Source organism: Flavobacterium sp., assembly GCF_035292545.1.
GTDB lineage: Bacteria > Bacteroidota > Bacteroidia > Flavobacteriales > Flavobacteriaceae > Flavobacterium.
Map to the genome: position 1 here is coordinate 45377 of NZ_DATDPV010000009.1, position 25902 is coordinate 71278.

General features: G+C 34.2%; 21 protein-coding genes. 15 read left to right on the plus strand and 6 right to left on the minus strand.

Translation table 11 applies throughout. The features are described 5' to 3' along the window. Positions 1–28 precede the first annotated feature (28 nt). Positions 29–1333: an NAD(P)/FAD-dependent oxidoreductase gene (locus VI621_RS01325; protein WP_324216590.1), complete on the plus strand. Its 1305-nt coding sequence runs from the start codon at positions 29–31 to the stop codon at positions 1331–1333. A 265-nt stretch (positions 1334–1598) separates the two neighbouring features. Continuing rightward, positions 1599–1967 carry a hypothetical protein gene (locus VI621_RS01330; RefSeq protein ID WP_324216591.1) on the plus strand — a complete coding sequence of 123 codons (369 nt, stop codon included), beginning with the start codon at positions 1599–1601 and terminating at the stop codon, positions 1965–1967. 102 nt (positions 1968–2069) lie between these two features. On the opposite strand, the gene VI621_RS01335 is transcribed toward VI621_RS01330, so the two are convergent. After that, positions 2070–3152, minus strand: coding sequence for a DUF3810 domain-containing protein (locus tag VI621_RS01335; protein WP_324216592.1), 1083 nt, complete (start codon positions 3150–3152; stop codon positions 2070–2072). Between the two features lie 86 nt (positions 3153–3238). Here VI621_RS01335 and VI621_RS01340 point away from each other — a divergent pair, with 86 nt between their 5' ends. Then, positions 3239–4702, plus strand: coding sequence for an aminoacyl-histidine dipeptidase (locus tag VI621_RS01340; RefSeq protein ID WP_324216593.1), 1464 nt, complete (start codon positions 3239–3241; stop codon positions 4700–4702). Between the two features lie 64 nt (positions 4703–4766). On the opposite strand, the gene VI621_RS01345 is transcribed toward VI621_RS01340, so the two are convergent. After that, positions 4767–5282 (minus strand): DUF6265 family protein, encoded by a 516-nt coding sequence (locus tag VI621_RS01345; RefSeq protein WP_324216594.1) that lies wholly within the window; start codon positions 5280–5282, stop codon positions 4767–4769. 55 nt (positions 5283–5337) lie between these two features. Then, positions 5338–6201 (minus strand): AraC family transcriptional regulator, encoded by an 864-nt coding sequence (locus VI621_RS01350; protein ID WP_324216595.1) that lies wholly within the window; start codon positions 6199–6201, stop codon positions 5338–5340. Positions 6202–6397: 196 nt separating this feature from the next. Here VI621_RS01350 and VI621_RS01355 point away from each other — a divergent pair, with 196 nt between their 5' ends. Then, positions 6398–6655, plus strand: a complete 258-nt coding sequence (locus VI621_RS01355; protein ID WP_324216596.1) for a DUF983 domain-containing protein — start codon at positions 6398–6400, stop codon at positions 6653–6655. Between the two features lie 65 nt (positions 6656–6720). Here the strand turns inward: VI621_RS01355 and VI621_RS01360 are convergent, their stop codons facing one another. Both VI621_RS01360 and VI621_RS01365 read right to left on the minus strand, forming a co-directional pair. Next, the gene (locus VI621_RS01360; RefSeq protein WP_324216597.1) at positions 6721–7269 is read right to left on the minus strand and encodes a PepSY-associated TM helix domain-containing protein; all 549 of its coding nucleotides are present in this window, start codon (positions 7267–7269) and stop codon (positions 6721–6723) included. 2 nt (positions 7270–7271) lie between these two features. Continuing rightward, a complete protein-coding gene (locus VI621_RS01365) occupies positions 7272–9668 on the minus strand; it encodes a TonB-dependent siderophore receptor (protein WP_324216598.1) in 2397 nt (798 codons plus the stop codon). Between the two features lie 280 nt (positions 9669–9948). On the opposite strand from VI621_RS01365, the gene prfA reads away from it, so the two are divergent. The 4 genes from prfA to VI621_RS01385 all read left to right on the plus strand — a co-directional run bounded on the left by prfA (position 9949) and on the right by VI621_RS01385 (position 13849). Next, positions 9949–11025 (plus strand): peptide chain release factor 1, encoded by a 1077-nt coding sequence (gene prfA, locus VI621_RS01370; protein WP_324216599.1) that lies wholly within the window; start codon positions 9949–9951, stop codon positions 11023–11025. Between the two features lie 283 nt (positions 11026–11308). Continuing rightward, the gene (gene pyrF / locus VI621_RS01375) at positions 11309–12121 is read left to right on the plus strand and encodes an orotidine-5'-phosphate decarboxylase (protein ID WP_324216600.1); all 813 of its coding nucleotides are present in this window, start codon (positions 11309–11311) and stop codon (positions 12119–12121) included. 59 nt (positions 12122–12180) lie between these two features. Continuing rightward, positions 12181–12978, plus strand: coding sequence for a helical backbone metal receptor (locus VI621_RS01380; RefSeq protein WP_324216601.1), 798 nt, complete (start codon positions 12181–12183; stop codon positions 12976–12978). An 85-nt stretch (positions 12979–13063) separates the two neighbouring features. Further along, a complete protein-coding gene (locus VI621_RS01385; protein ID WP_324216602.1) occupies positions 13064–13849 on the plus strand; it encodes an alpha/beta hydrolase in 786 nt (261 codons plus the stop codon). Positions 13850–14030: 181 nt separating this feature from the next. Here VI621_RS01385 and VI621_RS01390 read toward each other — a convergent pair whose 3' ends face one another. Continuing rightward, a complete protein-coding gene (locus VI621_RS01390) occupies positions 14031–14741 on the minus strand; it encodes a DUF4197 domain-containing protein (protein WP_324216603.1) in 711 nt (236 codons plus the stop codon). Between the two features lie 138 nt (positions 14742–14879). Here VI621_RS01390 and VI621_RS01395 point away from each other — a divergent pair, with 138 nt between their 5' ends. The 7 genes from VI621_RS01395 (at position 14880) to VI621_RS01425 (ending at position 25826) form a co-directional block, all read left to right on the plus strand. Continuing rightward, positions 14880–16367 (plus strand): catalase, encoded by a 1488-nt coding sequence (locus tag VI621_RS01395; RefSeq protein WP_324216604.1) that lies wholly within the window; start codon positions 14880–14882, stop codon positions 16365–16367. A 17-nt stretch (positions 16368–16384) separates the two neighbouring features. Beyond that, complete coding sequence (locus VI621_RS01400; RefSeq protein ID WP_324216605.1) at positions 16385–17041, plus strand: glyoxalase; 657 nt, start codon at positions 16385–16387, stop codon at positions 17039–17041. 268 nt (positions 17042–17309) lie between these two features. Continuing rightward, positions 17310–20750 carry a methylmalonyl-CoA mutase family protein gene (locus VI621_RS01405; protein ID WP_324216606.1) on the plus strand — a complete coding sequence of 1147 codons (3441 nt, stop codon included), beginning with the start codon at positions 17310–17312 and terminating at the stop codon, positions 20748–20750. Between the two features lie 188 nt (positions 20751–20938). Further along, the gene (locus VI621_RS01410) at positions 20939–22186 is read left to right on the plus strand and encodes a phage integrase SAM-like domain-containing protein (protein WP_324216607.1); all 1248 of its coding nucleotides are present in this window, start codon (positions 20939–20941) and stop codon (positions 22184–22186) included. Positions 22187–22233: 47 nt separating this feature from the next. Then, complete coding sequence (locus VI621_RS01415; protein ID WP_324216608.1) at positions 22234–23085, plus strand: hypothetical protein; 852 nt, start codon at positions 22234–22236, stop codon at positions 23083–23085. Positions 23086–23142: 57 nt separating this feature from the next. Further along, a complete protein-coding gene (locus tag VI621_RS01420; RefSeq protein WP_324216609.1) occupies positions 23143–23424 on the plus strand; it encodes a helix-turn-helix domain-containing protein in 282 nt (93 codons plus the stop codon). Positions 23425–23429: 5 nt separating this feature from the next. Beyond that, positions 23430–25826, plus strand: coding sequence for a hypothetical protein (locus VI621_RS01425; protein ID WP_324216610.1), 2397 nt, complete (start codon positions 23430–23432; stop codon positions 25824–25826). The last annotated feature ends 76 nt before the right edge of the window (positions 25827–25902 follow it).

A 25902-nucleotide genomic window follows, 5' to 3' on the forward strand; every position in this document is an offset into this window, starting at 1 on the left:
ACTTTGCAACTTTGAACCTGAAAAAAATATGAATATTCCCAATTCGAGTTTACCCAGAATAGTAATAATTGGCGGTGGTTTTGCCGGAATTGCATTAGCAAAAAAACTAAAAAACAAGGGAGCTCAAGTAGTCCTGATTGACAAACACAACTACCACACTTTTCAACCCTTATTATACCAAGTGGCTACTGGCGGCCTCGAAGCCGGATCAATCGCTTATCCTATCCGTAAAGTAGTTCAGGAATTCAATGATTTCTATTTTCGTCTGGGTCGTGTTACGGAATTGGATACCAAAAACAATAAAATTCTGTCCGATATCGGCGAATTAACCTATGATTATTTAATTATCGCCACCGGTTCCAAAACCAATTATTTTGGCAACAAAGAGATTGAGCACAATAGCATGTCGATGAAAACCATCCCGCAATCGCTCAATATCCGAAGCCTGATTCTCGAGAATTTCGAACAAGCCTTATTGACCAATGATGCGAATGAACGCCATAGTCTAACAAATTTTTGCCTTGTAGGTGGCGGACCAACAGGAGTGGAGCTTGCCGGTGCTTTGGCTGAAATGAAAAACGCCATTCTGCAAAAAGATTATCCCGATCTCGACATCAACAAAATGGAAATTAATCTTATCCAAAGCGGCGACAGAATCCTCAACACGATGAGTGAAAAATCTTCTCAAAAAGCAGAAGAATTCCTAACCAAATTAGGCGTAAAAGTCAACAAAAATGTTCGCGTTACCGGTTATGACGGAAAAATAATCACCACTAATACAGACTTAACATTCGATACCGCAACTGTAATCTGGACCGCAGGCGTTCAAGGCGCTACGATTCCAGGGTTGGATTCCAACTCCCTTATAGACAAAGTGGAGCGTTTCAAAGTCAATCAATACAATCAAGTTGAAGGTTTTGAAAACATTTTCGCTGTTGGCGATGTTGCTTGTATGATAGATGAAAACAATCCTCTCGGACATCCTATGTTAGCACAGGCCGCACTACAACAAGGCTGGCTTTTAGGAGAAAATATTATCAAAAAAATTAACAATAAGGAAATGGAGCCCTTTGTTTACAACGATAAAGGATCTATGGCGACCATCGGAAGAAACAAAGCCGTGGTCGATTTACCAAGATTTCATTTCAATGGCGTTTTTGCGTGGTTCGTTTGGATGTTTGTGCATTTATTTTCACTTATCGGATTCAAAAATAAAGCCGTAGTTTTTCTGAATTGGGTATACAACTACATCCGTTTTGACCGTGAAGGACGTTTGATTATTCGACCTTATAAAAAGAAAAGTTTTACATCGTTTACAAGTGATGAGATTTAGTTAGAGATAAATAAGAATAAGTCATAAAAATAAAATACTAAAAAACTTAAAATCAATTACTTGGGCTTTTATTTTTTTTGTAACTTTAATCTCGTTTAATAAATTAAATTCAAGCATACATTTCCTTTAACTCCCAAAGAAGGACGCTTTGTGATATCATTTAGCGATTAAACGAATTTAAATAGCCTACAAACATTTGATTTTATTAAAAGTTAATGGGAAGCCGAAAACCATATAGAGTAGGCGAAATTTAAATTTAAACAAAATGAAAAATTCAATTCTGATGTTGCTATCAGTGGTTTCGTTTACGTTTTTTGTAAACGCACAATCCGTAAATGCACAAGAGACAAAGGAAGAATGGCCTGGAGTTACCATCAAAGTTTTGACCGACAATAGTAAGGTTAATGTGTCGGAAGTGACATTTGCTCCGGGAGCTGTTGCTGATTGGCACTCTCATCCATCGTACTCAGTTTATGCAGTAACCAATGTAAAAATGAAATCAGAAGTAAAAGGAAAGGATGCTACTATTGTTGAATTAAAAGCGGGTCAAGCGGGTTGGTCAGATGCCGTAACACACAAAACAACAAATACGGGCACAACGCCTTTTACAGTAATTGTAACCGAAATTAAGTAAATACTAAATTTAAATTAAAAGTGTTTACCAAATAAAAACTCCTAAAAATTTTGAGATTTCTAGGAGTTTTTATTTGGTGTATGCAGCCACTTTCTTAATTATTTACAATTCCCTCTCCTTATAATAATTCACCATCAAATCCACAAACTTACTATAACTTTCCAATCCGTCTTTCTGCTGGTTGAATTTCAGGAAATTGTCATAAAATATCTTGAAGCCCGTTTCAATAAAAGTTTCATATTGTTTCCAGAAATCCTTGCTTTCTTTATAATTGGCTAATATTCCTGGATGAACAGTTTTTAGTAATTCGTCCAAAACCTTTTCATCACGAATTTGCCAATTGCGCAAACAATACCGTAATGCCTGACTGTAACCCGAATATTGAAAGTACAAATCCTCATTTTTGATGGAAGCTAAAAAACCAATAAAATTCGCTTCACTCTCGGAGGCATAGCCCAACTGGTGCGCCATCTCGTGGCACGTAGTCATTGGAAAATTATACATCGGTCCCATATAATTTACCTGCGCTTCATTGGTAAACGGATTCAGATAACCGCCAAATCCCATATAGGTCAAAGGCAAGCTAATCAATGATTTTTTAATGCTTGAGTTTTCATATTCAAAGAAAGGATATTGTTTGGACAGGGATTGATACCCTTTTAAATTCATTTCAAAAACCTGCTCTTGTGTGTAAGGAAACACAATTTTTAAACTGTCGTTTTTTTCAATCTGATGGTGAACAGCATTCGTTTTTATGATTAATTTTTTGGTAAAATTTAATAAATCAGCATCAGAATATTCCCTTTCAATATTCATTTTTTCGAATAAAGGAACGCGGTGATAATTCATCGCCCAAAGCAAATGAAACAAAAAATAGAATACCGAGGCAAAACTTAAAATTCGTAATACATTCGATTTCCATTCAGTTTTCCAAGAGAGTCCTGATGATTTTTGCAAATTGAAGGTTTTCCAAAGCCATTTCAAAATAAGAAAGATGACTATAAAATAAATAACGTCTCCGATAGAAAAGGTAATAAAACCAAAGGTGATTCTCGATAATTTGGAAATCCAGACATACAAACCATTACTATAAAATTGTTCCACTGATTCTGGAAAAAACGAAATGATTTTCAGAACAATAATTTGAAGCAGGAGTAAAATTGGAAGAATAAATTTCCGTTTCATTTTTTATTTATGGAATAGTAAAGTAACAAATTTAAGTCATTTATTTTTCATAAAAATGTACCTTTGTTAAAACATAACAAAAAAATATGAGCCAGGAAATAAGAAACCTTGAACCAAAGCCACTTTGGAACAAATTTGCCGATTTAAATGCAGTACCTCGTCCTTCAAAAAAGGAAGATCGTGTCATTGAATTTATGAAAAACTTCGGAAACAATTTAGGACTTGAAACTTTTGAAGACGATATCCGTAATGTAATCATCCGTAAACCAGCTACTCCGGGAATGGAAAACCGCAAAGCAATTGTTTTGCAAGGTCATTTGGATATGGTACACCAAAAAAATGCTGATACCAATTTCGATTTCGATAAACAAGGAATTGATATGTATGTTGATGGGGATTGGGTTCGTGCCAGAGGTACAACACTTGGCGCCGATAACGGACTTGGAGTTGCTATGATGATGGCTATTTTAGAGTCAAAAGACATTGCACATCCTGTCATTGAAGCATTATTTACTATTGACGAAGAAACAGGTATGACTGGTGCTCTAAACCTAAAAGGCGGTATTCTGAAAGGAGAAATCCTTTTGAATATGGACACGGAAGAAGACGATGAAATAGATATCGGTTGTGCAGGTGGAATCGATGTAACTGCTACAAGAAGCTACAATGAAGAAGAAGTTCCCGAAGGTTCCGTTGGACATAGGATTACCGTAAAAGGATTAAAAGGTGGCCATTCAGGAATGGATATCCACAAAGGATTAGGGAATGCCAATAAAATCATGAACCGTTTGTTGTTTGACGGATTTGAGAACTTCGGTTTGCAAGTGGCGGAAATCAATGGAGGAAGTTTACGTAACGCTATTCCGAGAGAAAGTGTGGCAACCGTGATTATTGCGGAAATGTTTGATGAGGCCTATATTTTTGATATGCAGGAAATCATCAACGATATCAAAACTGAATATAAAACTACCGAACCTAACCTGACTATCGAAATCGTGAAATGCGATTTGCCGAAAAAAGTAATGGATTTAGGCGTTCAGGAAGGGATTATTCGTTCGATTTATACAGCACATAACGGCGTGTATCGCATGAGTGCTGACATGGAAGATTTAGTCGAAACGTCTAATAATGTGGCTCGTGTAATCATCAAAGATGGTGAAATATCTGTTGGATGTCTGACACGTTCTTCAGTGGAAACGTCTAAAATGGATTTGGCGAATGCCTTGCGTTCGGCTTTTGAATTAAGCGGCTGCGAAGTAACCCTTTCAGGTTCCTATCCTGGTTGGACACCAAATGTAAAGTCGGAAATTTTAGATATTTTAGTTTCTGTTTATGAGAAACAAAATGGAGAAAAACCAAAAGTTGTGGCTTGTCACGCTGGTTTAGAATGTGGAATCCTAGGGACAAATTATCCGGATATGGATATGATTTCTTTTGGTCCAACCATTCACGGAGCGCACTCTCCAGACGAAAGAGCGAGTATTTCCTCTTCTCAAAAATTCTGGAACTTTGTATTGGAAATCTTGAAAAATATTCCGGTAAAGAAATAGAAATTTATAATTTTGATATAAAAAAACCTCGTTTAGCGATAAACGAGGTTTTTTTTTGAAAAAATTACTTTTTCTTCATCGGATAAGTTTCCTTGCTTTCTATTTCGTCTTTAATTCCATAAATTTCAGCAACGATACTATCAGTGGAAATCTTATTGTAAGTTATTTTTTGAGGAAAATCATGTTCTTTGTTCTCAAAAACCAATTGATTCTCAGTGGAGGTTGTTAATATGAAAGAAACAGACTTCCCTTCATTTTGGTCACTAACGGTAGGAATATAGAGCAATTGTCCGTTCTTTTGCATCAATTGGATAGATTCTGTAAAAGCAGTATCTTTTCCAGTGATAAAATACGTTTTCCCATGAAAAGTACTGTCATTTTCTTTCATCCAAGTTTCGGTTAAAACGCCTTCTTTAGAAGTATTTCCCCATTCTCCAATGAGCCAACTGGCTTTTTCTATTAGGACAAAAGTTTTTGGAGTCGGTTCCTGTGTATTGGTTTCTGTGTTTTCTTTTTTCTGGCAAGAAATAAAAGCTGTGGTCAAAGCAACTGTATATAATAAAGGAATTGTTTTTTTCATAAATGGTAAAGTTAATAGTTTTTATAAAGATAATTAATTAAGGTAAATTTAGGGTCTATTTTAAATTACTTCGAAACTCAGTAGGAGTAAGCCCACTATACTTTTTGAATAGTTTGGCAAAATAGGAATAGTTGATATAACCCAACTCATCGGCTATTTCACTTACCGTTTTGTTTTTGTCGATTAGCATTCTTTTGGCTTCCAGAATGATTCTTTTGGTAATCATTTCGGTAGCGGTTTCGTTCAGGATATTTTTGCAAATCCGGTTGAGATGTTTGAGCGTGATATTCATTTTGGTAGCATAAAATGACGGTGATTTTTCCAATTTGTAATGTTGCTCCAAGAACTTTTCAAACTGTTTTATTTTGTAATTGTAAGTAGGAATCGCATGGTCATTTTCGGAAAGATATTTTCTTGAAATCTCAATATGAATGATGTCCAGTAGATTCAATAATTTATCTTCTTTTTTGAGATTATTGCCCTGATTTTCTGCTATCATTAAATCGAAATAGGATTTGATTTGATGGAGCTCTATTTCATTCAATTGAATCTCGGGTTTATTTTTAACAGACTGATAAAAAGGATAATCTTCAATTTTTTTACTTCCGAAATAGAGATTGTAAATTTCCTGAGAGTAGAAAATAATATAACCTTCAATATCAGTTGACAGTTCCCAATTATGGATTTGTCCGGGTTGTATTATGAAAAGACTTCCGGCGTTAATTTCAAAGGTGTCAAAATCAATTTCATGAACTCCGGTTCCCTTGGTAAACAATACTAAGACATAAAAATTGTGCCGATGCGGTTCTTCAATAAAACTATGTTCTTTGAGATGGCTTTTAAACGTATTGACATACAATTCATTTTGGTGTGAATGATGCTTAAAATGCTGGATTTCGTATACGGGATTTTTTTTCACAGTTTACAAAATGTCTTTTTTGTGTTAGTATTGGCGAATTTAGAAAATACTCTTCAAATTTAAACCTTTTATCTTTGTGAAAAAATAAATCATGTTAAGCAGTATCTATCATATTTTAAAAAATGAATGCCCGAATTGTTATAAAGGTAAAGTTTTTAGGGATAAAAGTTTCTTTTTTAGCATCGGATTTCCAAAAATGAATGAAAATTGCGGTCACTGCCATTTTAAATTTGAAAAAGAACCCGGCTATTTTTTTGGAGCCATGTTTGTAAATTATGGCTTGACGGTAGCCGAAGGAATTCTGACGTATTCTATTGCAAGTCTTTTTTTTGATGAAACTTTCGAACCCAGAATTATTCCCATAATTGGAGCAGTTATAATTCTTATGAGTTGTTTGAATATTAGATTGTCGAGGATGATTTGGATTTATATGTTCAGGAATTATTCCATGTAATTTGAAATAAAAAAACGCAACCCTGTGAAGTGGATGCGTTTTTATAACTAACAAAAATAAGAATTTTAACCCAACAAAAACAAAATCAATAAAGGAAAAACTAATCCGGCAATAGCCAGTTTCCAACCTCTGCGTTTAAAAGTGAACTTTCCTGCCGGAATCATAATAGCCCCGGTTATGGCAATTGTAATTAATGATATTCCAAAAATGTCAGAATAATAGATCCACCAATTAGACGTGTTTTTATGCAACTTCATGGTCTGGCTGATGAATGGGGTTTTATTGAAAGCCACGATTTCACCTTTTCCGGTTTTCATGTCAATTTCCACATCGTGTTTTTCAAAAGAAATTTTAAAGGTTCCTTTCTTCAAATTATGACGACGAAATTTATCGTCAATACCCAATTGTTTGCCTAAATCTTCTGCGAATTTTTCGTTGATTTTATCTTCAGCTGGAAGTTTTACTTCAATTGCTTTAGTTTCAATGGTGTATTTTTCAGGATGCCAATCTTCTCTATGATTCATCAGAATTCCTGAAAAGGCAAAGGAGATAATTAATCCGATATAAAAATAGCCTAAGTCACGGTGCAGATTTCTTGCTTTAATGGGTTTCATTTTTAGAATTTATATTTTAGGGATGCCATTACTTGTCTTGGCGCAATTGGATTCACACTATAATTTTCATGAACCGTGTAATTCAATTCATTGGTAACATTTGATAATTTACATAAGATTGAAAATTGTTTCCAAGTATATCCTGCAGAAAGATCAATAGTGGTGTAAGCATCCAAAGGTATTGTTCTGTCTGGAATGGTTTGCCCATTTGTATTATTCCAACCAGCCAATCTTTCTCCAATATAATTTGCCATTGTTCCAAAAGATAAACCTTTTAATGAGCCTGAAGGTAAAGTGTAAAATAAGCTAAAATTTGCTGTATTTTCCGGGGTTCTTACCAAACGATCACCTTCTATAAAACTTCCGTTTAATCCTGAAGTTTTAGTATAACGCATGTTGTTGTAGCTATAACCGGCCATGATACTTAAGCCTTCAATTGGTTTTGCATTGATGTCAATTTCCACCCCTTTACTTGTCGTTTCTCCGCTTAAAGTTTTTACGTTGGTATTGGTATTAATTGTACCATCAGCATTGAACTCTGCTGTTTGAGATAAATTACTGTTAACAATCTGATAAAGTGTGATGTTAGTGCTGATCATTCCTTTCCAGAAATCTTTCTTAACTCCAATTTCATATTGGTCAATAATTGAAGCTTCAAGAGGTTCATTATTAATTGTTATTCCTGAGTTGGGTGTAAAAGAGTTAGCGTAGCTGGTAAACAAAGACATGCTTTTTGTTGGCTGATATACTAAACCTAATTTTGGAGAAAAGGCAACATCTTTACGTTTCGTTGGGTCCGCTGTCGCTATGTAAGTAACTGCTTCTGCTTCTTGCCAAGACCAACGCAATCCTGCCAGAACTTTAAATTTTTCTGTTACTGAAATTAAATCCTGTGCATATATTCCAAAACGGTTAGTGGTTGTTTTTACTATTTTAGTAGCAGTTGCCTCAGGGATTTCGGTATTTTGCGGATAGAGATCCAAATCAAAAATATTGATAGTATCATAAATTCCGTTTGGATATAAAGGATCACCGTTTTCATCTACCTCATTGAACTTATATGTATAGGCTTGTGAAAATGAATTGTCAGCATCGATACCTGTAAACAGTTGGTGTTTTATTTTTCCGGTAACAAAGTTTCCTTGTAGATTAATCTGCTCGCTTGTCATTTGTTCAAGCGCTTTGTTCTTTCCTAAAGGTCTGTTCCAGTCCCCGTTTGCTGCTGGTTGAATACGCTCCGTTCCTTCAGAAGTACGATTGTAATTTTGAAAAGAGGTATTGAAATTTAATTTCCAATTAGTATTGAATTTATGTTTTACTAATCCGGAAACTGAGGCTTGTTTAGTAAGTCCATTTGACCAATTTGCGCCTAAATAGGTATTACGTGGCACCTCTGCAACTGCTCTGCCAATGGCTCCGGTTCCAAAATCAGGTGTCCAATTATCTTTTAAATAATCTCCTTGCAATACAATTTCTGTTTTATCACTCGCTTTGAAAAGTACAGAGGGATTCACATAAAAACGTTCTTTAGTTACATTATCTCGAAAGCTTTCTGAGTTTTCATAAGTACCAACAAATCGGTATGCAATAATATCATTCAAAGGACCATAAATGTCTATTGAAGGTTTGTAAAAAGAGTAACTTCCTATTTGCATGTTTATTTCTCCTCCTTTTTTAAACGATGGTGTTTTGGTTACCATATTCAGGATTCCTCCTGGCGCAACATTTCCAAACAATAACGCGGAACTCCCTTTCAAAACCTCTATTTTTTCTAAAGTAGCAACTTCAGGCATAGAACCACCATTTAAGCGAAAGCCATTTTTAAACATATTATTCGCCGACATATCATATCCTCTGGACCAAAAGGATTCTTGTGCTCCACCACGTGCGGAACCAACATAAACACCATTTACATTCTTTACGACATCACTTAATCGAATAGTTTGTTGTTGTTCAATTACTTGATGACCAATTATTTGTACGCTTTGTGGTAAGTCTAAAGGTCTTATTTCCAAACCGGATAAAACAGTTTCTCTTTTTTTGTTGGGACTGTCTTTTATTACAATGACTATTTCCTGCAGGGCTTCAATATTTTCTACTAATTTAAATTCTACATAGGTAGTTTCATTGGCTAAAACTTTTATTTCTTTCGATTGTTTTTTTAAACCTTCTCCCTCTAAAGTAATGATGTGATTTCCTATTGGAAAATTGAAGAAACTAAATTCCCCATTATTATTGGTTTTATTTACGTTTGAAGCTTTTCCTAACTTAATCGATATTCCTGAAAGCGGAAATCCGTCAGAGGAAACTATTTTGCCCTCCACGATACCGTTTTCCTGAGCATTTATATACAATGTGGTAAATAATAAAATAAATAATATTGTAATTCGACTTTTCATGATTGTTTATTTGGAATAATTAAAAATAACGATGCAAATATATAATCCAATTTTGATTTCGCAAAACTTATTTAGATTAAATATGAATAATAATTTAAAGCGTTTTTTATAAAACTGAAATTCAATAATTTAGAGAATGGACTTTTTTTATAATTCAGACTATAACATTCAGTTTTGTTTATAAAGCACTCGAAGAAACTCCAAAATACCTTCACATAATTTTAATAAAAAACAAAGTATTTTTTTCGTAAATTTGCACTCCAAATAAAGGAATAAGAATATGTTAGATAAACTTCAATATGTAAAACAGCGTTACGATGAGATTTCGGATTTGATTATTCAGCCCGATGTTATCATGGATCAAAAGCGCTATGTCTTACTGAATCAGGAATATAAAAGCATAAAAGCTCTGGTTGAAAAACGCGATGAGTACATGGTTTTGTTAGCAAATATTGACGAAGCCAACGAGATAATAGCCGATGGAAGTGATGCAGATATGACCGAAATGGCCAAAATGCAATTGGACGAAGCCAAAGAAAGATTGCCGGAATTGGAAGATGAAATCAAATTCATGCTGATTCCAAAAGATGCAGAAGATGCCAAAAACGTGATGGTCGAAATTCGTGCCGGAACTGGGGGAGATGAAGCCAGTATCTTTGCCGGGGATTTGTTCAGGATGTACACTAAATATTGTGAAAATCGTGGTTGGAGAACTTCAGTTGTAGATGTGAGTGAAGGAACTTCAGGTGGTTTCAAAGAGGTTATTTTTGAAGTTACCGGCGAAGATGTTTACGGAACTTTGAAGTTCGAGGCAGGCGTTCACCGCGTGCAGCGTGTCCCTCAAACCGAAACCCAAGGTCGTGTGCATACATCCGCAGCAACCGTTATGGTATTGCCAGAAGCTGAAGAATTCGACGTACAAATTGATATGAACGACGTTCGTGTCGACTTTTTCTGTTCGTCAGGACCGGGTGGACAATCGGTAAATACAACGAAATCTGCCGTTCGTTTAACGCACATTCCAACCGGATTGGTGGCGCAATGTCAGGATCAAAAATCGCAGCACAAAAATAAAGACAAAGCATTTGGCGTTTTGCGTTCCCGTTTATACGAACAAGAATTAGCTAAAAAGCAGGCCGAAGATGCTACAAAACGTACTTCTCAAGTTAGCTCTGGAGACCGTTCTGCAAAAATTAGAACCTATAATTATGCGCAAGGTCGTGTAACCGATCATAGAATTGGTATGGATATTTTTGATATGGACGGAGTTATGAATGGTAAAATTCAAAAACTTGTCGATGAACTTCAATTGGTAAACAATATGGAGAAATTGAAAGAAGCCAGCGAAACTTTCTAAAAACATAAGCCTCATTTATTGAGGCTTTTTTTATGATTGGAAGCGAAATTTCAGGAATGTTTATCAATCCTATTCCCGCTATCATTCCAATCTTTTGTCCCGCTAAAGAAGCGACACAAAAGGATTTTCCCTTCTATCGGGGCTAAAAGACAAATCATTTAAATTTTTATGAGTGTTTAAAGATTGTACTCATAATACCAAAATACTGTTTGAAAAACAATTATACAAACTTCTAAACTCTTTGTACCTTTGTGTCTTATAACCTCAGAGCCTGATAAAAAAAATGACAACACAACAACTACACCAACAAATTCAACAAAAAAAATCATTTCTCTGCATCGGTCTCGATGTCGATTTAAATAAAATCCCAAAACATTTATTGGAACTCGAAGACCCCATCTTCGAATTCAATAAAGCGATAATTGATACCACACACGATTTAACGGTTTCCTATAAACCCAATACCGCTTTTTACGAAGCATACGGAATCAAAGGCTGGATGTCTTTACAAAAAACCATCAGTTACATCAACGAAAACCATCCCGAAATCTTCACCATTGCCGATGCAAAACGTGGCGATATCGGAAACACCTCTTCCATGTATGCGAAAGCTTTCTTCGAAGATTTAAACTTTGATAGTGTGACTGTTGCTCCTTACATGGGAAAAGACAGTGTAGAACCTTTTCTTGCTTTCGAAAATAAACATACCATTATGTTAGCCTTAACTTCCAACGAAGGTGCATTCGATTTTCAAACCTTGAATGTAGATGGAAAAGAACTCTACAAACAAGTATTGGAAACTTCCAAGACGTGGAAAAATAGCCAAAACCTAATGTATGTAGTAGGAGCAACCAAAGCCGAATATTTCACCGAAATCCGTAAAATAGTTCCCGATAGTTTTCTATTAGTTCCAGGAGTAGGAGCACAAGGCGGAAGCCTTTCTGAAGTTTGTAAATATGGAATGAATGAAAATGTGGGATTGTTGATTAATTCATCACGTGGAATAATTTATGCATCCAACGGAACAGATTTTGCCGAAAAAGCAAGAGAAGAAGCGTTGAAAATGCAACAGGAAATGGCAGCTATTTTAAGTTAATATTTGTTTGAAGTTTCAGGTTGAGCAACTTTAAACATTTTAAACTTTAAACAAAAATCATGAAAACTTTAATTGATCAACTCGGAATTTCCCATTCTTTTGAAACTGCACCCAAAAGGATTATTTCGTTGGTTCCTTCCCAAACCGAATTGCTATATGATTTAGGTCAGGAAGCCAAGATTGTTGGAATAACAAAATTCTGCGTGCATCCTTATCATTTCAAATCCACCAAAAAAGTAATTGGCGGAACCAAAAAAGTGCATTTTGAGAAAATCAGATTACTGCAACCCGATTTAATCATTGCCAATAAAGAAGAAAACACAAAGGAAATAGTTGAAGAATTATCCAAAATTTGTCCGGTTTGGGTCACCAATATCATCACTTTTGAAGACAATCTGCAAATGATTTCCGATTTTGGACAGTTATTAAATTGCAGAATCGAAGCCCAAAAATGGATCGATAAAATTAATTTTGCCTATCAGGATTTTCTAATTTTTATCAAAGATAAACCGTTTAAAAAAGCAGCTTATTTTATTTGGGCCAATCCTTATATGGTTGCCGGTTCCGATAATTTTATCAATGAAATGCTGAAACTGAATCACTTTGAGAATATTTATGATACTAAAGGAAGATATCCCGAAATCGAATTAGAAAAAATGCTGTCGGATGGCAATCCCGATTTGGTTTTATTATCCTCGGAACCTTTTCCTTTTAAAGAAGAACATGCTCTCGAAATTGGACGATTTACAAATCATGCGAAAACCGTTTTTGTTGATGGCGAAATGTTTTCCTGGTACGGAAGTAGAATTTTAAAAGCTTTTGGGTATTTTAAAATGCTGCATAAAAACATCGAATAAATATTTGGAATAGTTTTTAGATTCTCATATTTCTTAATTCCATGCTTTTTAAAAATAAAAAACTACTTTTACCAAAACTAAACCTGTGATTAATTATACCATTTACGAAAATGAAACGAGCAGCCAATGGGTGACTTTTGTCCATGGAGCAGGCGGAAGTTCGTCTATTTGGTTCAGGCAAATTCGTGATTTTCAAAAACACTACAATGTATTGTTATTGGATTTGCGAGGTCATGGAAACTCCAATCAGCAAATCAAAAAGGCTTTCAAACAGAAATATACTTTCTCAGCTTTGGCCAATGATATTCTGGAAGTTTTAGATTATTTAAAAATAGAAAAATCCCATTTTGTGGGTATTTCTCTTGGTACGATTCTGATTCGTCAATTGGCTGAAATGCATCCTAAAAGAGTGCAAAGTATGATATTGGGCGGCGCAATCCTGAAAATGAATTTTCGATCTCAAATCTTGATGAAGTTGGGAAATATGTTTAAGTATGTACTGCCTTATTTGGTGTTATACAAGTTTTTTGCTTTTGTGATCATGCCCAATAAAAACCACAAACAATCCAGGTTGCTGTTTATTAATGAGGCGAAGAAATTATACCAAAAAGAATTCATCAGATGGTTTAAACTTACGGCCGAAATCAATCCCATTCTAAAATGGTTCCGTCAGGTCGAATTAAACATTCCTACTTTATATGTAATGGGAGAAGAAGATTATATGTTTTTGCCTTCAGTGCGAAAAGTAGTCGAAAAGCATTATAAATCATCCCAATTATTTGTCATTGAACAATGCGGTCATGTGGTAAATGTCGAGCAGCCCAATACTTTTAATCAGGCGGTAATTTCGTTTATCAATACTACCAAATAAAAAAAAGCCAGCACTCGAAAGTACTGGCATTTTTTAACTAACTCTAACCAAAATAATAAAAACCCTTTATTACTTTGCAAATGTCTGAATAAAATTCAGACTTCTATGTTAAGAGTATGTTATTTATATGTTATTGATTATTAAATTTTTAGGTTTAATTTTTTCGTTTTAAAAAAACGAATTATACCTTGTCTTGCATGGCAAAAACTCTTTTCAATAAATCAGAAGTTCTTGCGCTTAAACTGGTTCTGATTTGTTTTTCTTCAACAGCTACCATTTTAAAAACACCTTTCATCGCTTCTTGCGTAACGTAATCTTTTAAATCAGGATTTACTTTCGTCACTAAAGGAATTGAATTGTATTTTGTTATGATATTCGCCCAAACTTTATCAGCACCCACTTTGCTCAATGATGTTTGAATCACAGGACTGAATTTTCCATACAAAGCATTAGAAGTCGAGTTTTGTAAATAGGTGGTTGCAGAACTTTCATTTCCCATCAAAATATTTTTTGCATCAGTAAAAGTCATATTTCTTACAGCGTCAACAAATATAGGAGTCGCCTCTTTTACGCCATCTTCTGCAGCACGGTTCAATACTTTTAAACCTTCGTCTGCCAAGCTGCTCATTCCGATGCTTCTTAACGTTTTATCTACTTTTTGTAATTCGGGTGGAAGTAAAATTTTAACCGCTTGATTTTTGAAGAAACCATCAGTTGCTGTCAACTTCGAAACTTGTTTGGATATTCCATTGTTCAAAGCTTCCTTTAAACCGTTGGAAATGTCCATGTTTCCTATAACTCCGCCTGTTTGAGGAAATTGCGATACAACTTGTTGTAATTCAGCACATCCAAATAATGAAAAGGCAATTAAAAACAAAAGAATTTTTTTCATAACTTTATATTTATTTCCCCAAAGATACGCAAACACCATACCACTTTCTAATAGCTATAAACTATTAAAACATAAAACAATCGGTTTTGACTATAATCAAGATCTGTCTACCTATGATATTATATAAAATTTACGACTATGGAAATACACAAAAAATTGACTACAGCCTCGGGAAGACCTTATGCGGAAAACGAAAATTCTCAAACTGTTGGTCCAAGAGGTCCTATATTACTACAAGATTATATTCTTCACGAAAAAATGGCGCATTTTAACAGAGAACGAATTCCCGAAAGAGTGGTGCATGCCAAAGGATCAGGGGCATTCGGAACTTTTACTGTTACCCATGATATAACGAAATATACGAAAGCCAAAATATTTTCTGAAATAGGAAAAGAAACCAAAGCACTAATGCGATTTTCAACGGTTGGAGGAGAAAGAGGTTCTGCAGACACCGAAAGGGATCCAAGAGGTTTTGCCATGAAATTTTATACCGAAGATGGAAATTGGGATTTAGTCGGCAATAATACACCGGTTTTCTTTGTGAAGGATCCCAAAAAGTTTGGAGATTTTATTCATACCCAAAAGCGGGATCCCCACACCAATATGAAATCGCCAACGATGATGTGGGATTTTTGGTCACTCAATCCCGAAAGTCTGCATCAGGTTTTGATTCTGATGTCCGATAGGGGAACGCCTTATGGTTATCGGCACATGCATGGTTTTGGAAGCCATACGTATTCGATGATCAATAAAAATAATGAACGTTTTTATGTTAAATTTCATTTTAAAACCGCCCAAGGGATCAAGAATTTCACCAATGAAGAAGCGGCCGAAATGAAAGCATTTGATATGGATTTTTCTCAAAGGGATTTATTCGAAAATATCGAGGCAGAAAACTTTCCAAAATGGAATTTACAAATCCAGGTTATGTCAGAAGAGGAAGCAAATGCGCAAGACTATTACTTTAATCCCTTTGATTTGACCAAAGTTTGGCCGCATGGCGATTTCCCGATGATTGATGTAGGCGTTTTAGAGTTAAATCAGAATCCGCACAATTATTTTCAGGATATTGAGCAAGTAGCATTTGCTCCGGCACATATTGTGGATGGAATTGGTTATTCGCCAGATAAAATGTTGCAAGGTCGTTTGTTATCATACCCTGACGCACAGCGTTATCGTTTAGGCACAAATTACGAACAAATTCCAGTGAACCGTTGTCCATTTGCAACCAATAATTACCAAAGAGACGGTCAAATGCGTGTAGATGGTAATGGCGGTGAAAAACCTAATTATTTTCCAAATAGTTTTGATGAAATAGAAGTTGATGAGGCTTATAAAGAACCGCCTTTGCCAATCAACAGTCCTAATGCCGATTGGTATGATAGAAATTGTGAAGGCGAAAACGATCATTATTCTCAACCTGGAAAATTATTTCAAATCATGTCGCCAGAAGAACAAGATAAAACCATTCATAATATAGTCTATAACATGTCAGGTATCGGTGGTCCTAAGAAAATGGAGATTATCAACCGCCAATTAGGACATTGGTTTAGAGTCGATTCTCGATTGGGAACCGGAATTGCTGAAGGCTTAGATGTTACAATTGATATGGGCCAATTAAAATAGTTTCAACAAAAAACAAAATGAACATTCTTGAACTGGAATTATTGTCAGATGACATCAATCAAACGGAGGTTTTTTATAATGAAGTCTTGGGATTGCAAACTGTTTCAAAAAATATATCGAGTGTTTCATTTGCAGCAGGCGCAACAAAACTGACTTTCAGGGCTTCCGAAAATAAAAGACCAGAGTATCATTTTGCTTTTGATATTCCAAACAACAAACTGTTGGAAGCTTTTGCATGGATAGAAAAGAAAACGGAAATATTAGAAGTTATTCCGCCTGATAAAATTGCGGATTTTTATAATTGGAATGCAAAGTCTTTTTATTTTTATGACAATGATGGAAGTGTTTTAGAGTTTATCGCCCGTTATGATTTAGACAATGCATCCGAGAAACCATTTGACGGTTCATCAATTTTATCAGTCAGTGAAGTCGGTTTTGTATCTAAAAATGTGGCCCAACAAAGTGATGAAATAATTGAAAAATATGGTCTTTCGGTATTTTCAAAACAACCAAAAGGTAAGAAATTTATTGTTTTAGGAACCGATACCGGACTTTTTATCCTTGTGGAAGAAAATAGAAATTGGTATCCTACTAATAAAAAAGCAAAATCATTCTGGACTAAAGTATTGTTTGAAAATAATGGAAAAACCAGAGAAATTGAAATTTCAGATTAAAAAAATAAAACGCTCAATTGATTGGGCGTTTTTTTATACGAAATCTTTTCAAGTAAGAATTTAACTGTAATGATCCTTCAATTTTTCTCTTTCTTTTCAAATATATTTTGCTGATTGCTTAATAAAAATAAAAGCAAAGTGAATTCAACTCCCCAAAAAAGATTTCTTCATAAAAATTTCACAATAACAATCTTAAATTTCAAATTTTAAACGGCAAATTTTTATTATTTCCGTAAATTGCGCACTTAAAAATGTCATTAAAATAAAAATGGAACAAGTAAAACCATATATACCTAAGAATAAAGTAAGAATTGTAACAGCAGCCTCCCTTTTTGATGGTCATGATGCAGCAATTAACATCATGCGCAGAATTATTCAGGCCACTGGTGTTGAGGTTATCCATTTGGGTCACGACAGAAGCGTTGAAGAAGTCGTAAACACAGCCATTCAGGAAGATGCTAATGCCATTGCCATGACTTCATACCAAGGCGGTCACAATGAGTATTTTAAATATATGTATGATTTGTTGCAGGAAAAAGGCGCAGGTCATATCAAGATTTTCGGCGGCGGCGGCGGGGTAATTTTGCCTTCAGAAATTGCTGAATTGCAAGATTACGGAATCACCCGTATATATGCTCCGGATGATGGACGTGCAATGGGATTGCAAGGAATGATTAATGATTTGGTGCAACGTTCTGATTTTCCTGTAGGAGATAAATTGCATGGAGAAATTGATCAATTAGAATCCAAAAATCCAACCGCAATAGCAAGATTGATCTCTGCTGCAGAGAATTTTCCTGAAATAGCAAAACCTGTTTTTGATCAAATTCATAAAAAAAATGAGAATTCAAAAATTCCTGTTTTGGGAATTACAGGTACAGGGGGTTCTGGAAAATCATCTTTGGTGGATGAATTGGTGCGCCGTTTTTTAATCGATTTCCCAGAAAAAACCATCGGATTGATTTCTGTGGATCCATCCAAACGTAAAACGGGAGGAGCACTTTTAGGAGACAGAATTCGTATGAATGCGATTAACAACCCGAGAGTTTATATGCGTTCGTTGGCTACGCGTCAATCGAATTTGGCTTTGTCGAAATATGTTGCTGATGCTATTCAAGTAATTAAAGCGGCAAATTATGATATCATCATTTTGGAGACTTCAGGGATTGGTCAGTCCGATACCGAAATTATGGATCATTCTGATGTTTCATTATATGTAATGACACCCGAATTTGGAGCGGCCACCCAATTGGAAAAAATCGATATGTTAGATTTCGCTGATTTAGTAGCATTAAACAAATTCGACAAGCGTGGAGCACTTGATGCTATTCGTGATGTAAAAAAACAATACCAGCGCAACCATAATCTTTGGGATGTAAATCCAGATGAAATGCCTGTTTTTGGAACTATTGCTTCGCAGTTTAACGATCCGGGAATGAACACGCTGTACAAAGCGATTATGGATAAGATTGTAGAGAAAACGGATAGTGATTTGAAATCTACTTTTAAAATCACGCGTGAAATGAGCGAGAAAATTTTCGTCATTCCGCCACACAGAACCCGTTATTTATCTGAGATTGCAGAAAGTAACAGAAAATATGATGCAACAGCATTGACTCAACAAAAAACAGCACAAAAATTATTTGGTATTTTCAAAACGATTGAAAGCGTTTCCGGAAAAATGCCAATCATTAATAAAGTAGGAATTGACGATAGTTCGGTACTTCCGAGTGCTATTGAAGAACACGATGAAAATAGAATTTTCCTTAACCTTTTACTGAACCAGTTTGATAAAGTAAAAATGGATTTAGATCCCTACAATTGGGAAATAATCCTGACTTGGGACGAAAAAGTTAATAAATACAAAAATCCGGTTTATACTTTTAAAGTAAGAGACAAGGAAATCAAAATTGCTACTCACACCGAAAGTTTATCACATTCTCAAATTCCAAAAATAGCGTTGCCTAAGTATGAAGCTTGGGGCGATATTTTACGTTGGTGTTTGCAAGAAAATGTACCGGGAGAATTCCCGTTCACTTCAGGACTGTATCCTTTCAAACGCGAAGGTGAAGATCCGTCTCGAATGTTTGCTGGAGAAGGTGGACCGGAACGAACCAATAAACGTTTTCATTATGTAAGTGCAGGTTTGCCGGCAAAACGTTTGTCTACCGCTTTTGACAGTGTGACTTTGTACGGTAATGATCCTCATGTTCGTCCTGATATTTATGGAAAAATCGGAAATGCGGGAGTTTCTATTTGTTGTTTGGATGATGCGAAGAAACTGTATTCCGGTTTCGATTTAGTTCATTCGATGACTTCGGTGAGTATGACCATTAATGGTCCGGCACCTATGTTACTTGGTTTTTTTATGAATGCTGCCATCGATCAACAATGTGAATTTTACATCAAAAAAAATGAAATTGAAGATGTAGTTGAAGAAAAGATAAATGAAATCTATAAAGAAAAAGGAGTAGCCCGTCCCCGTTATAATGGCGACTTACCCGAAGGGAATAATGGTTTAGGATTGATGCTTTTGGGTGTTACCGGAGATCAGGTTTTGCCTTTAGATGTTTATAATGAAATTAAAGTTAGAACCCTTTCGCAAGTTCGCGGCACCGTTCAGGCCGATATTTTAAAAGAAGACCAGGCACAAAACACCTGTATTTTCTCAACAGAATTCGCTTTGCGTTTGATGGGTGACGTTCAGGAATATTTTATCACGAATAATGTTCGTAATTTTTATTCCGTTTCGATTTCAGGCTATCATATTGCCGAAGCGGGTTCTAATCCGATTACGCAATTGGCTTTCACACTTTCAAACGGATTCACTTATGTGGAATATTATTTGAGCCGTGGAATGGATATCAACGATTTTGGGCCCAACTTATCTTTCTTCTTTTCTAATGGTATCGATCCTGAATATGCTGTAATTGGTCGTGTGGCCCGTAAAATTTGGGCGAAAGCCTTGAAAAACAAATACGGAGCCAACGAAAGAGCCCAAATGTTGAAATACCATATTCAAACATCAGGTCGATCCTTACATGCTCAGGAAATTGATTTTAATGATATTCGTACGACATTACAAGCGTTGTATGCTATTTATGATAATTGTAACTCATTGCATACTAATGCTTACGATGAAGCAATTACAACACCAACCGAAGAATCAGTGCGTCGTGCTATGGCCATTCAGTTGATTATCAATAAAGAATTAGGGTTAACTAAGAACGAAAACCCAATACAAGGTTCTTTTATCATAGAAGAATTGACAGACTTGGTAGAAAATGCGGTTTTGATGGAATTCGACAGAATTACCGAAAGAGGTGGTGTTCTTGGTGCTATGGAAACCATGTATCAACGTTCTAAAATTCAGGAAGAAAGTTTGTATTATGAAACGTTGAAACATACGGGAGAGTTTCCAATTATTGGCGTAAACACGTTCTTGAGCTCAAAAGGCTCACCAACAGTGATTCCTGCTGAGGTAATTCGTGCAACGGAAGAAGAGAAACAATTCCAAATTCAAACCCTGGAAAACCTTCATAAAGCCAATGCAAAACAAGTAAAAGAACAATTGGACAGTATTCAAGAAGCGGCTATTAAAAATGAGAACATGTTTGAACATTTAATGGAAGCTACTAAGTTTTGTACTTTGGGTCAAATTACGGCAGCTTTGTTTGAAGTGGGAGGGCAGTATCGCAGAAATATGTAAAAGCACGTATTTGGACGTTCCTCGATGATTTTAAAAAACCACTGAAAGCCCAATGTTTTCAGTGGTTTTTGTCTTTTTATAATACATTTTGATTTGTCTTGAATTTATATAAATACGCATTTGGTTGACTAAATGCTGACTAGATATATATATTATTTATATATTTGTTTGGCATAAGCAAATAAGATATGGCTACTATAAAATATTTACTTCAAAGTAAAAACGACAATTCAAATATATACGTACGGTATTCGATAAACAGAACTTTAGTTTTGAAACGTAAAACAGGTTTTGTAATTAATCCAAAAGACTGGAGCGAAGATAAAGCACAACCAATTCAGAGAAATGAAGATTTGAAAGCGATTAAATCTAAGCTGGACAAACTAGCTGTTTTTATTAATGATGCTTATAACAATGCGATAAGCAAAGGAATAGTATTTACAGGTGATTGGTTACAACATCAAATTGATTTATTCAATAATAAAATTGTTGTTGTAGACTTAGACGTATTATCCAATTCTATTGATGCTTATATTAATAACGGAGACAATTTAACAAGCGGTTCAATAAAAAATTTAGATAATCTTAAAAAATTTATTGTGAACTATGAGACCGATGTTTTAAAAGGAAAGCAAATACTTATTAGAGATATTGATTTAAATTTTATTGATGTTTTTAAAAAGTATCATAAAAGTAAGGGGCGTTCCATAAATTATATAGGTACTTATATTTCATTGTTAAGGGCGGTTGTCAATAAGGCTTCTTTAAATGGTATTCCAACACATCCACAGTTCAAACAAATAAAAGCGATTAAAGAAGTTAAAGAACCTGATCAAATTATTATTCTAACAGAAGCAGAACAGGAACTTATAAAAAATGCAACTTTGTTACGTGAAGCACATATAAATGCTAGAAAATGGCTTTTACTTGGGTGCTTAATCGGGCAAAGGGCAGGAGATTTACTAAATATAACCGACAAAAACATAAAAGGGTTAAACGGTATGAGCATAATTGAATTGAAGCAACAGAAAACTGGTAAGCTGGTTGCAATTCCATTACTACCCGAAGCACTTGAAATAGTAGAAAGTGGATTGCCTTACAAAATAAATTTAGAGCATTTTAATAAATACAGTAAAGAGGTTTGTGAAATAGCAAAAATTAATACAAAGGTAAAAGGTAAAATGCGCATTGATGATAAAAGAACCTTAACGGCAGGTTATTATGAGAAATGGAAAGTTATAAGTTCTCACGTTTGCAGACGCTCTTTTGCAACTAACTTTTACGGAAGAATTCCAACATCTGTTTTGATGAATATAACCGCTCACGGTACGGAAGCTGTTTTTTTAAATTATATTGGAAAAACTACCTATGATAATGCATATCAAATGTTAGAATATTTCAATAAACTTAAACCGTTAGCTGAAAATTCAAATTAAAAGAACTGAATTTTTTCTGATATAATAAGCAACTTAAAAACAATACAATGAATTACGAAAATATATATGAAGGTTTCTATTCAAAATATTATTCTAAAGCAGAAATTTTGATAAAAAATTTTTTCATCAAAAGACATAGCCAAAAGAGAACATTTGGAAATTCGATTAATGAGGTAAGATTTTATTTGAGTAATGATTTTATAAATAAGTACATTTTATACAATAATGAAAATTTACACCAATTTTTTTGTAAACGACACAGTATTTATTCCGTTGATGAAGTACAAGAAGTTTTTGAAAATGAGATAAAAATTGAATTTGATAAAATTAATGCTTTGGATCTTCCTGCCGATTACAATTATCCAAAATTTATTAAAGAGATCGCATTAATTGAAGTTAAAAACGAAATTTCAAGATTGCTTTCAAATAATTCAGATTTACTTGTAATGTTCTTTAAATTAAACGAATTTGATGATTTCGAAATCAGGGAACATAGAGGCTTATCAGTGGAGGATTACCCAATTTACAAAAAATTGAAGTCAAAATTATATCCTGAAAATTATGCAAATTTTATTGAAAATAATGATTTCAAAGTACTAGAATTCGAAGTGATAGATTTGAACAATACGACAGCAACTGAAAAAATTATCTATTTGCAAAAGTTAGGAATTATTGATTTTTTAAAAGCAAAACAGCCATTTCAATCATCAACTAATAGTTTAGCTACCGTTTTAAGTGCAATAATTGGAGAAAAAGCAACAACTATCCAACCAATGATAAACCCCATCGTATCTAAAGATGTCGATTCCAAAAACAATCCTTTAAATTCTCGAAAAGCTGTTAATAGAGTAGAACAGCAACTTGTAAAAATGGGTTTCAATCTTAATGAAACGATTTAGGGAAACCCTAGAAAAAACCTAACTGCTATTTGTGTCTTAATATTAATAAGACACAAAATGAACACACCAATTTTCTTAAACGGCATCACATTAGAGCAATTAGCTGAAGTACTTGCACCACTTTTGCAAGCTCAAATTTCACAACTTCAACAACCTGTAAAGGTAGAACCTGAAAATGACTTAATTACTCGAAAACAAGTTTGCGCACTTTTGAGTATAAATTTCACAACTCTTTGGAAGCATACCAAATCGGGAAAATTGAAAAGTTTCGGAATTGGAAATCGGGTATTTTATTCAAAAATCCAAGTTTTAGAAGCCGTTAAACCTATTAACGGATAACGGTTTTGGATTCGGCAAAACCAACAGCCTTGCCAAAAAACTATATTGCTGAAGGGATTAAATTAGACTTCTTTAATGATTCTAATTTAAAAACTGATATTCAAAATCGCATTTCGGTTACTATCGGAACAGACTTTATAAAAGCTTTAAATTGTATTAAAGGTGATAGAGGAACGGGCGAAAACTTTTCAGAAATAACACGTTTGGCAATGGCTTATTTTTTCTCTGAAATCTTCAAGGATAAAATAAAGGATAGTTACTATTCATTAGAAATGGTAAAAGGGTTTTTAGATGCTAATAATCTAACATCGTACACAGCAATTCACGAACGGGATGTGAAATTTTATAAATTAAATGAAGCACCATTATTCAAACATTGTTGGTTAATTATTCAAAGTGCATGGTATTTTAATTCGCCACATTTTGGGCACCACCAACATATTGACTATGTAAATCACTATATAGCTACGGGCGAAAAGTTACCAATTGCACAATATAATTTTGATCCAATTTATTTGGAAAAAAAGTATAGTAATATTGATGATATAAAAAACAAAAAAACACCCATAAACGGCTTTGCATTAGTTAGTCAATGGTATCATGGAATTTTATTTCTAGTATGTAAAGAATTGGGATTGTCAACAACAAATTTTGTCGTGTCAGACAAAGACAACAGAGAATTTAATCCTTTAACGAAGACGTCTCGACAATTGCGAAGTCTCGCTCCGTTCAAAATAATAGAATGTGATATAAAAAGTGCATTCCCTACCTTTTTAGATGTTGAAACTGGCGCAAAATTAAAAGATCAAGTTTATAATAATTTGATGCAATCTAACAAGATAACAAGAGGTGAAGCAAAAGTGTTATTTAATACCGTTTGCAATAGTAGAGAGTATAAAAGCAAAGTAGAAACAATAACGTTTTTTTTAGCTTGTGGTTATACTCAAAAGCAATGTGAACATCTTGTAACACTAACTCACAGTCCTAAAGCGAAATTTTATTCGTTTATGACAGAGTATGAAAGTGCGGCAATAAAACATTTCGTTTTTAACAATGATTTAAAACATTATGGACGGTTGCACGATGCAGTATTGTTTATTGACAGTAAAATAAAACCAGCGCATCTTAAGGTAGATCCAAATTGCGATTTTGGATATAAGGAACTAAACCGACCCATTTATAAAGAAACTTTCAGTTTGTCAGACAAACGTTTGCCGTATGCTTATGTCAGGAGTGTTCCAAAGGGATTAAATTTGGTTATCAGACATGATGCAATAAAACCCGAAGTTAAGGGTGTAGCTAATGGTTTTGTTTTTTATAAAGAAAAGTTTCAATATATTGATGCAAGTTTTAATATGAACGATTTTAGAATTGATTACAGCACGTTCCTTCTCAAAATTGAAACAATGTTGAGTACGTTACAGTTTTTGAATAATAGACCTACAAAACCTGAACATGTGTATTTGATTCTGCAACATATTAGAGCACATAGTCAATATGTGTTTAATGTGAAAGCTGTGTATTTAAGAGTTGTAAAGTTTAAATATTTGCCCAAGCTTGTTGTCGTAAAAGAGCGCAATTATAATGTTCTTGTGCCTATGTTATTTAAAAAAATTAGAGATTATTCACAGGCACGGAATGAAGCCGAAAAGATTGTAAATACGACTACTAATTATTATAATTTATTTTGTTTAATAAAGGAACGAATCATAAACAATGATTATAGTTATGTGGACGAATTAATTATAAATGGTAAAAAGGTAAACAATGTTTTGATTTATGTAATAATCAGCAAATTCAATTTGTTATGTACTGGTTTAGAGAGAAAGCCACGTAAAAGAGTTAGTGGAGACCCTCTTTATAATAGCAGTATAAAGAGGGTAACTCTTAACGGTTTTACGTTGAATACTAAAATTCAAAATGCAGTTACACAACGTACAGTTATAAAATATGAGCGGGAGTTAAAAGAGTATAACCGATTGATAAATAATCGACAAATTGCACAACAATTGTTTTTAATCCTTTGCGATGTTGCTGGTCAAAAACATAATCTAAAAATAGATGAAAATATTGAGATCCAAAACCAATTGAAAACTGAACTAATTGCAATGATTGACAAAAAAGAGGTTTCTGATTTTCAAATAGGAGCAATTGAGTTTGACAAACGATTTAAATCAAATACCAAAAAAGAATTACCGATCATTTCAGATTTGAAGAATGTTTTTGATACGGATTTTAAAAATTCTATTTTTAATCAAATATCAATTGAGGAAGCATATAATAGAGGAGACGTTTTTTTTAAGGAATACTTAAACTTTCACGATAAAGATCAAAGAAAAGAAAAGATTATTCCAGTAAAAAAAATTAAAGAAGTTTTTAATTTTCCGGAACTTTCTTTTTAATAAAGATAAAATTTTTTCAAAAGAATTATAGCTTCTATTTTGCGTAACAAAAGGTTTTATTTTTAGATTTTTTTTC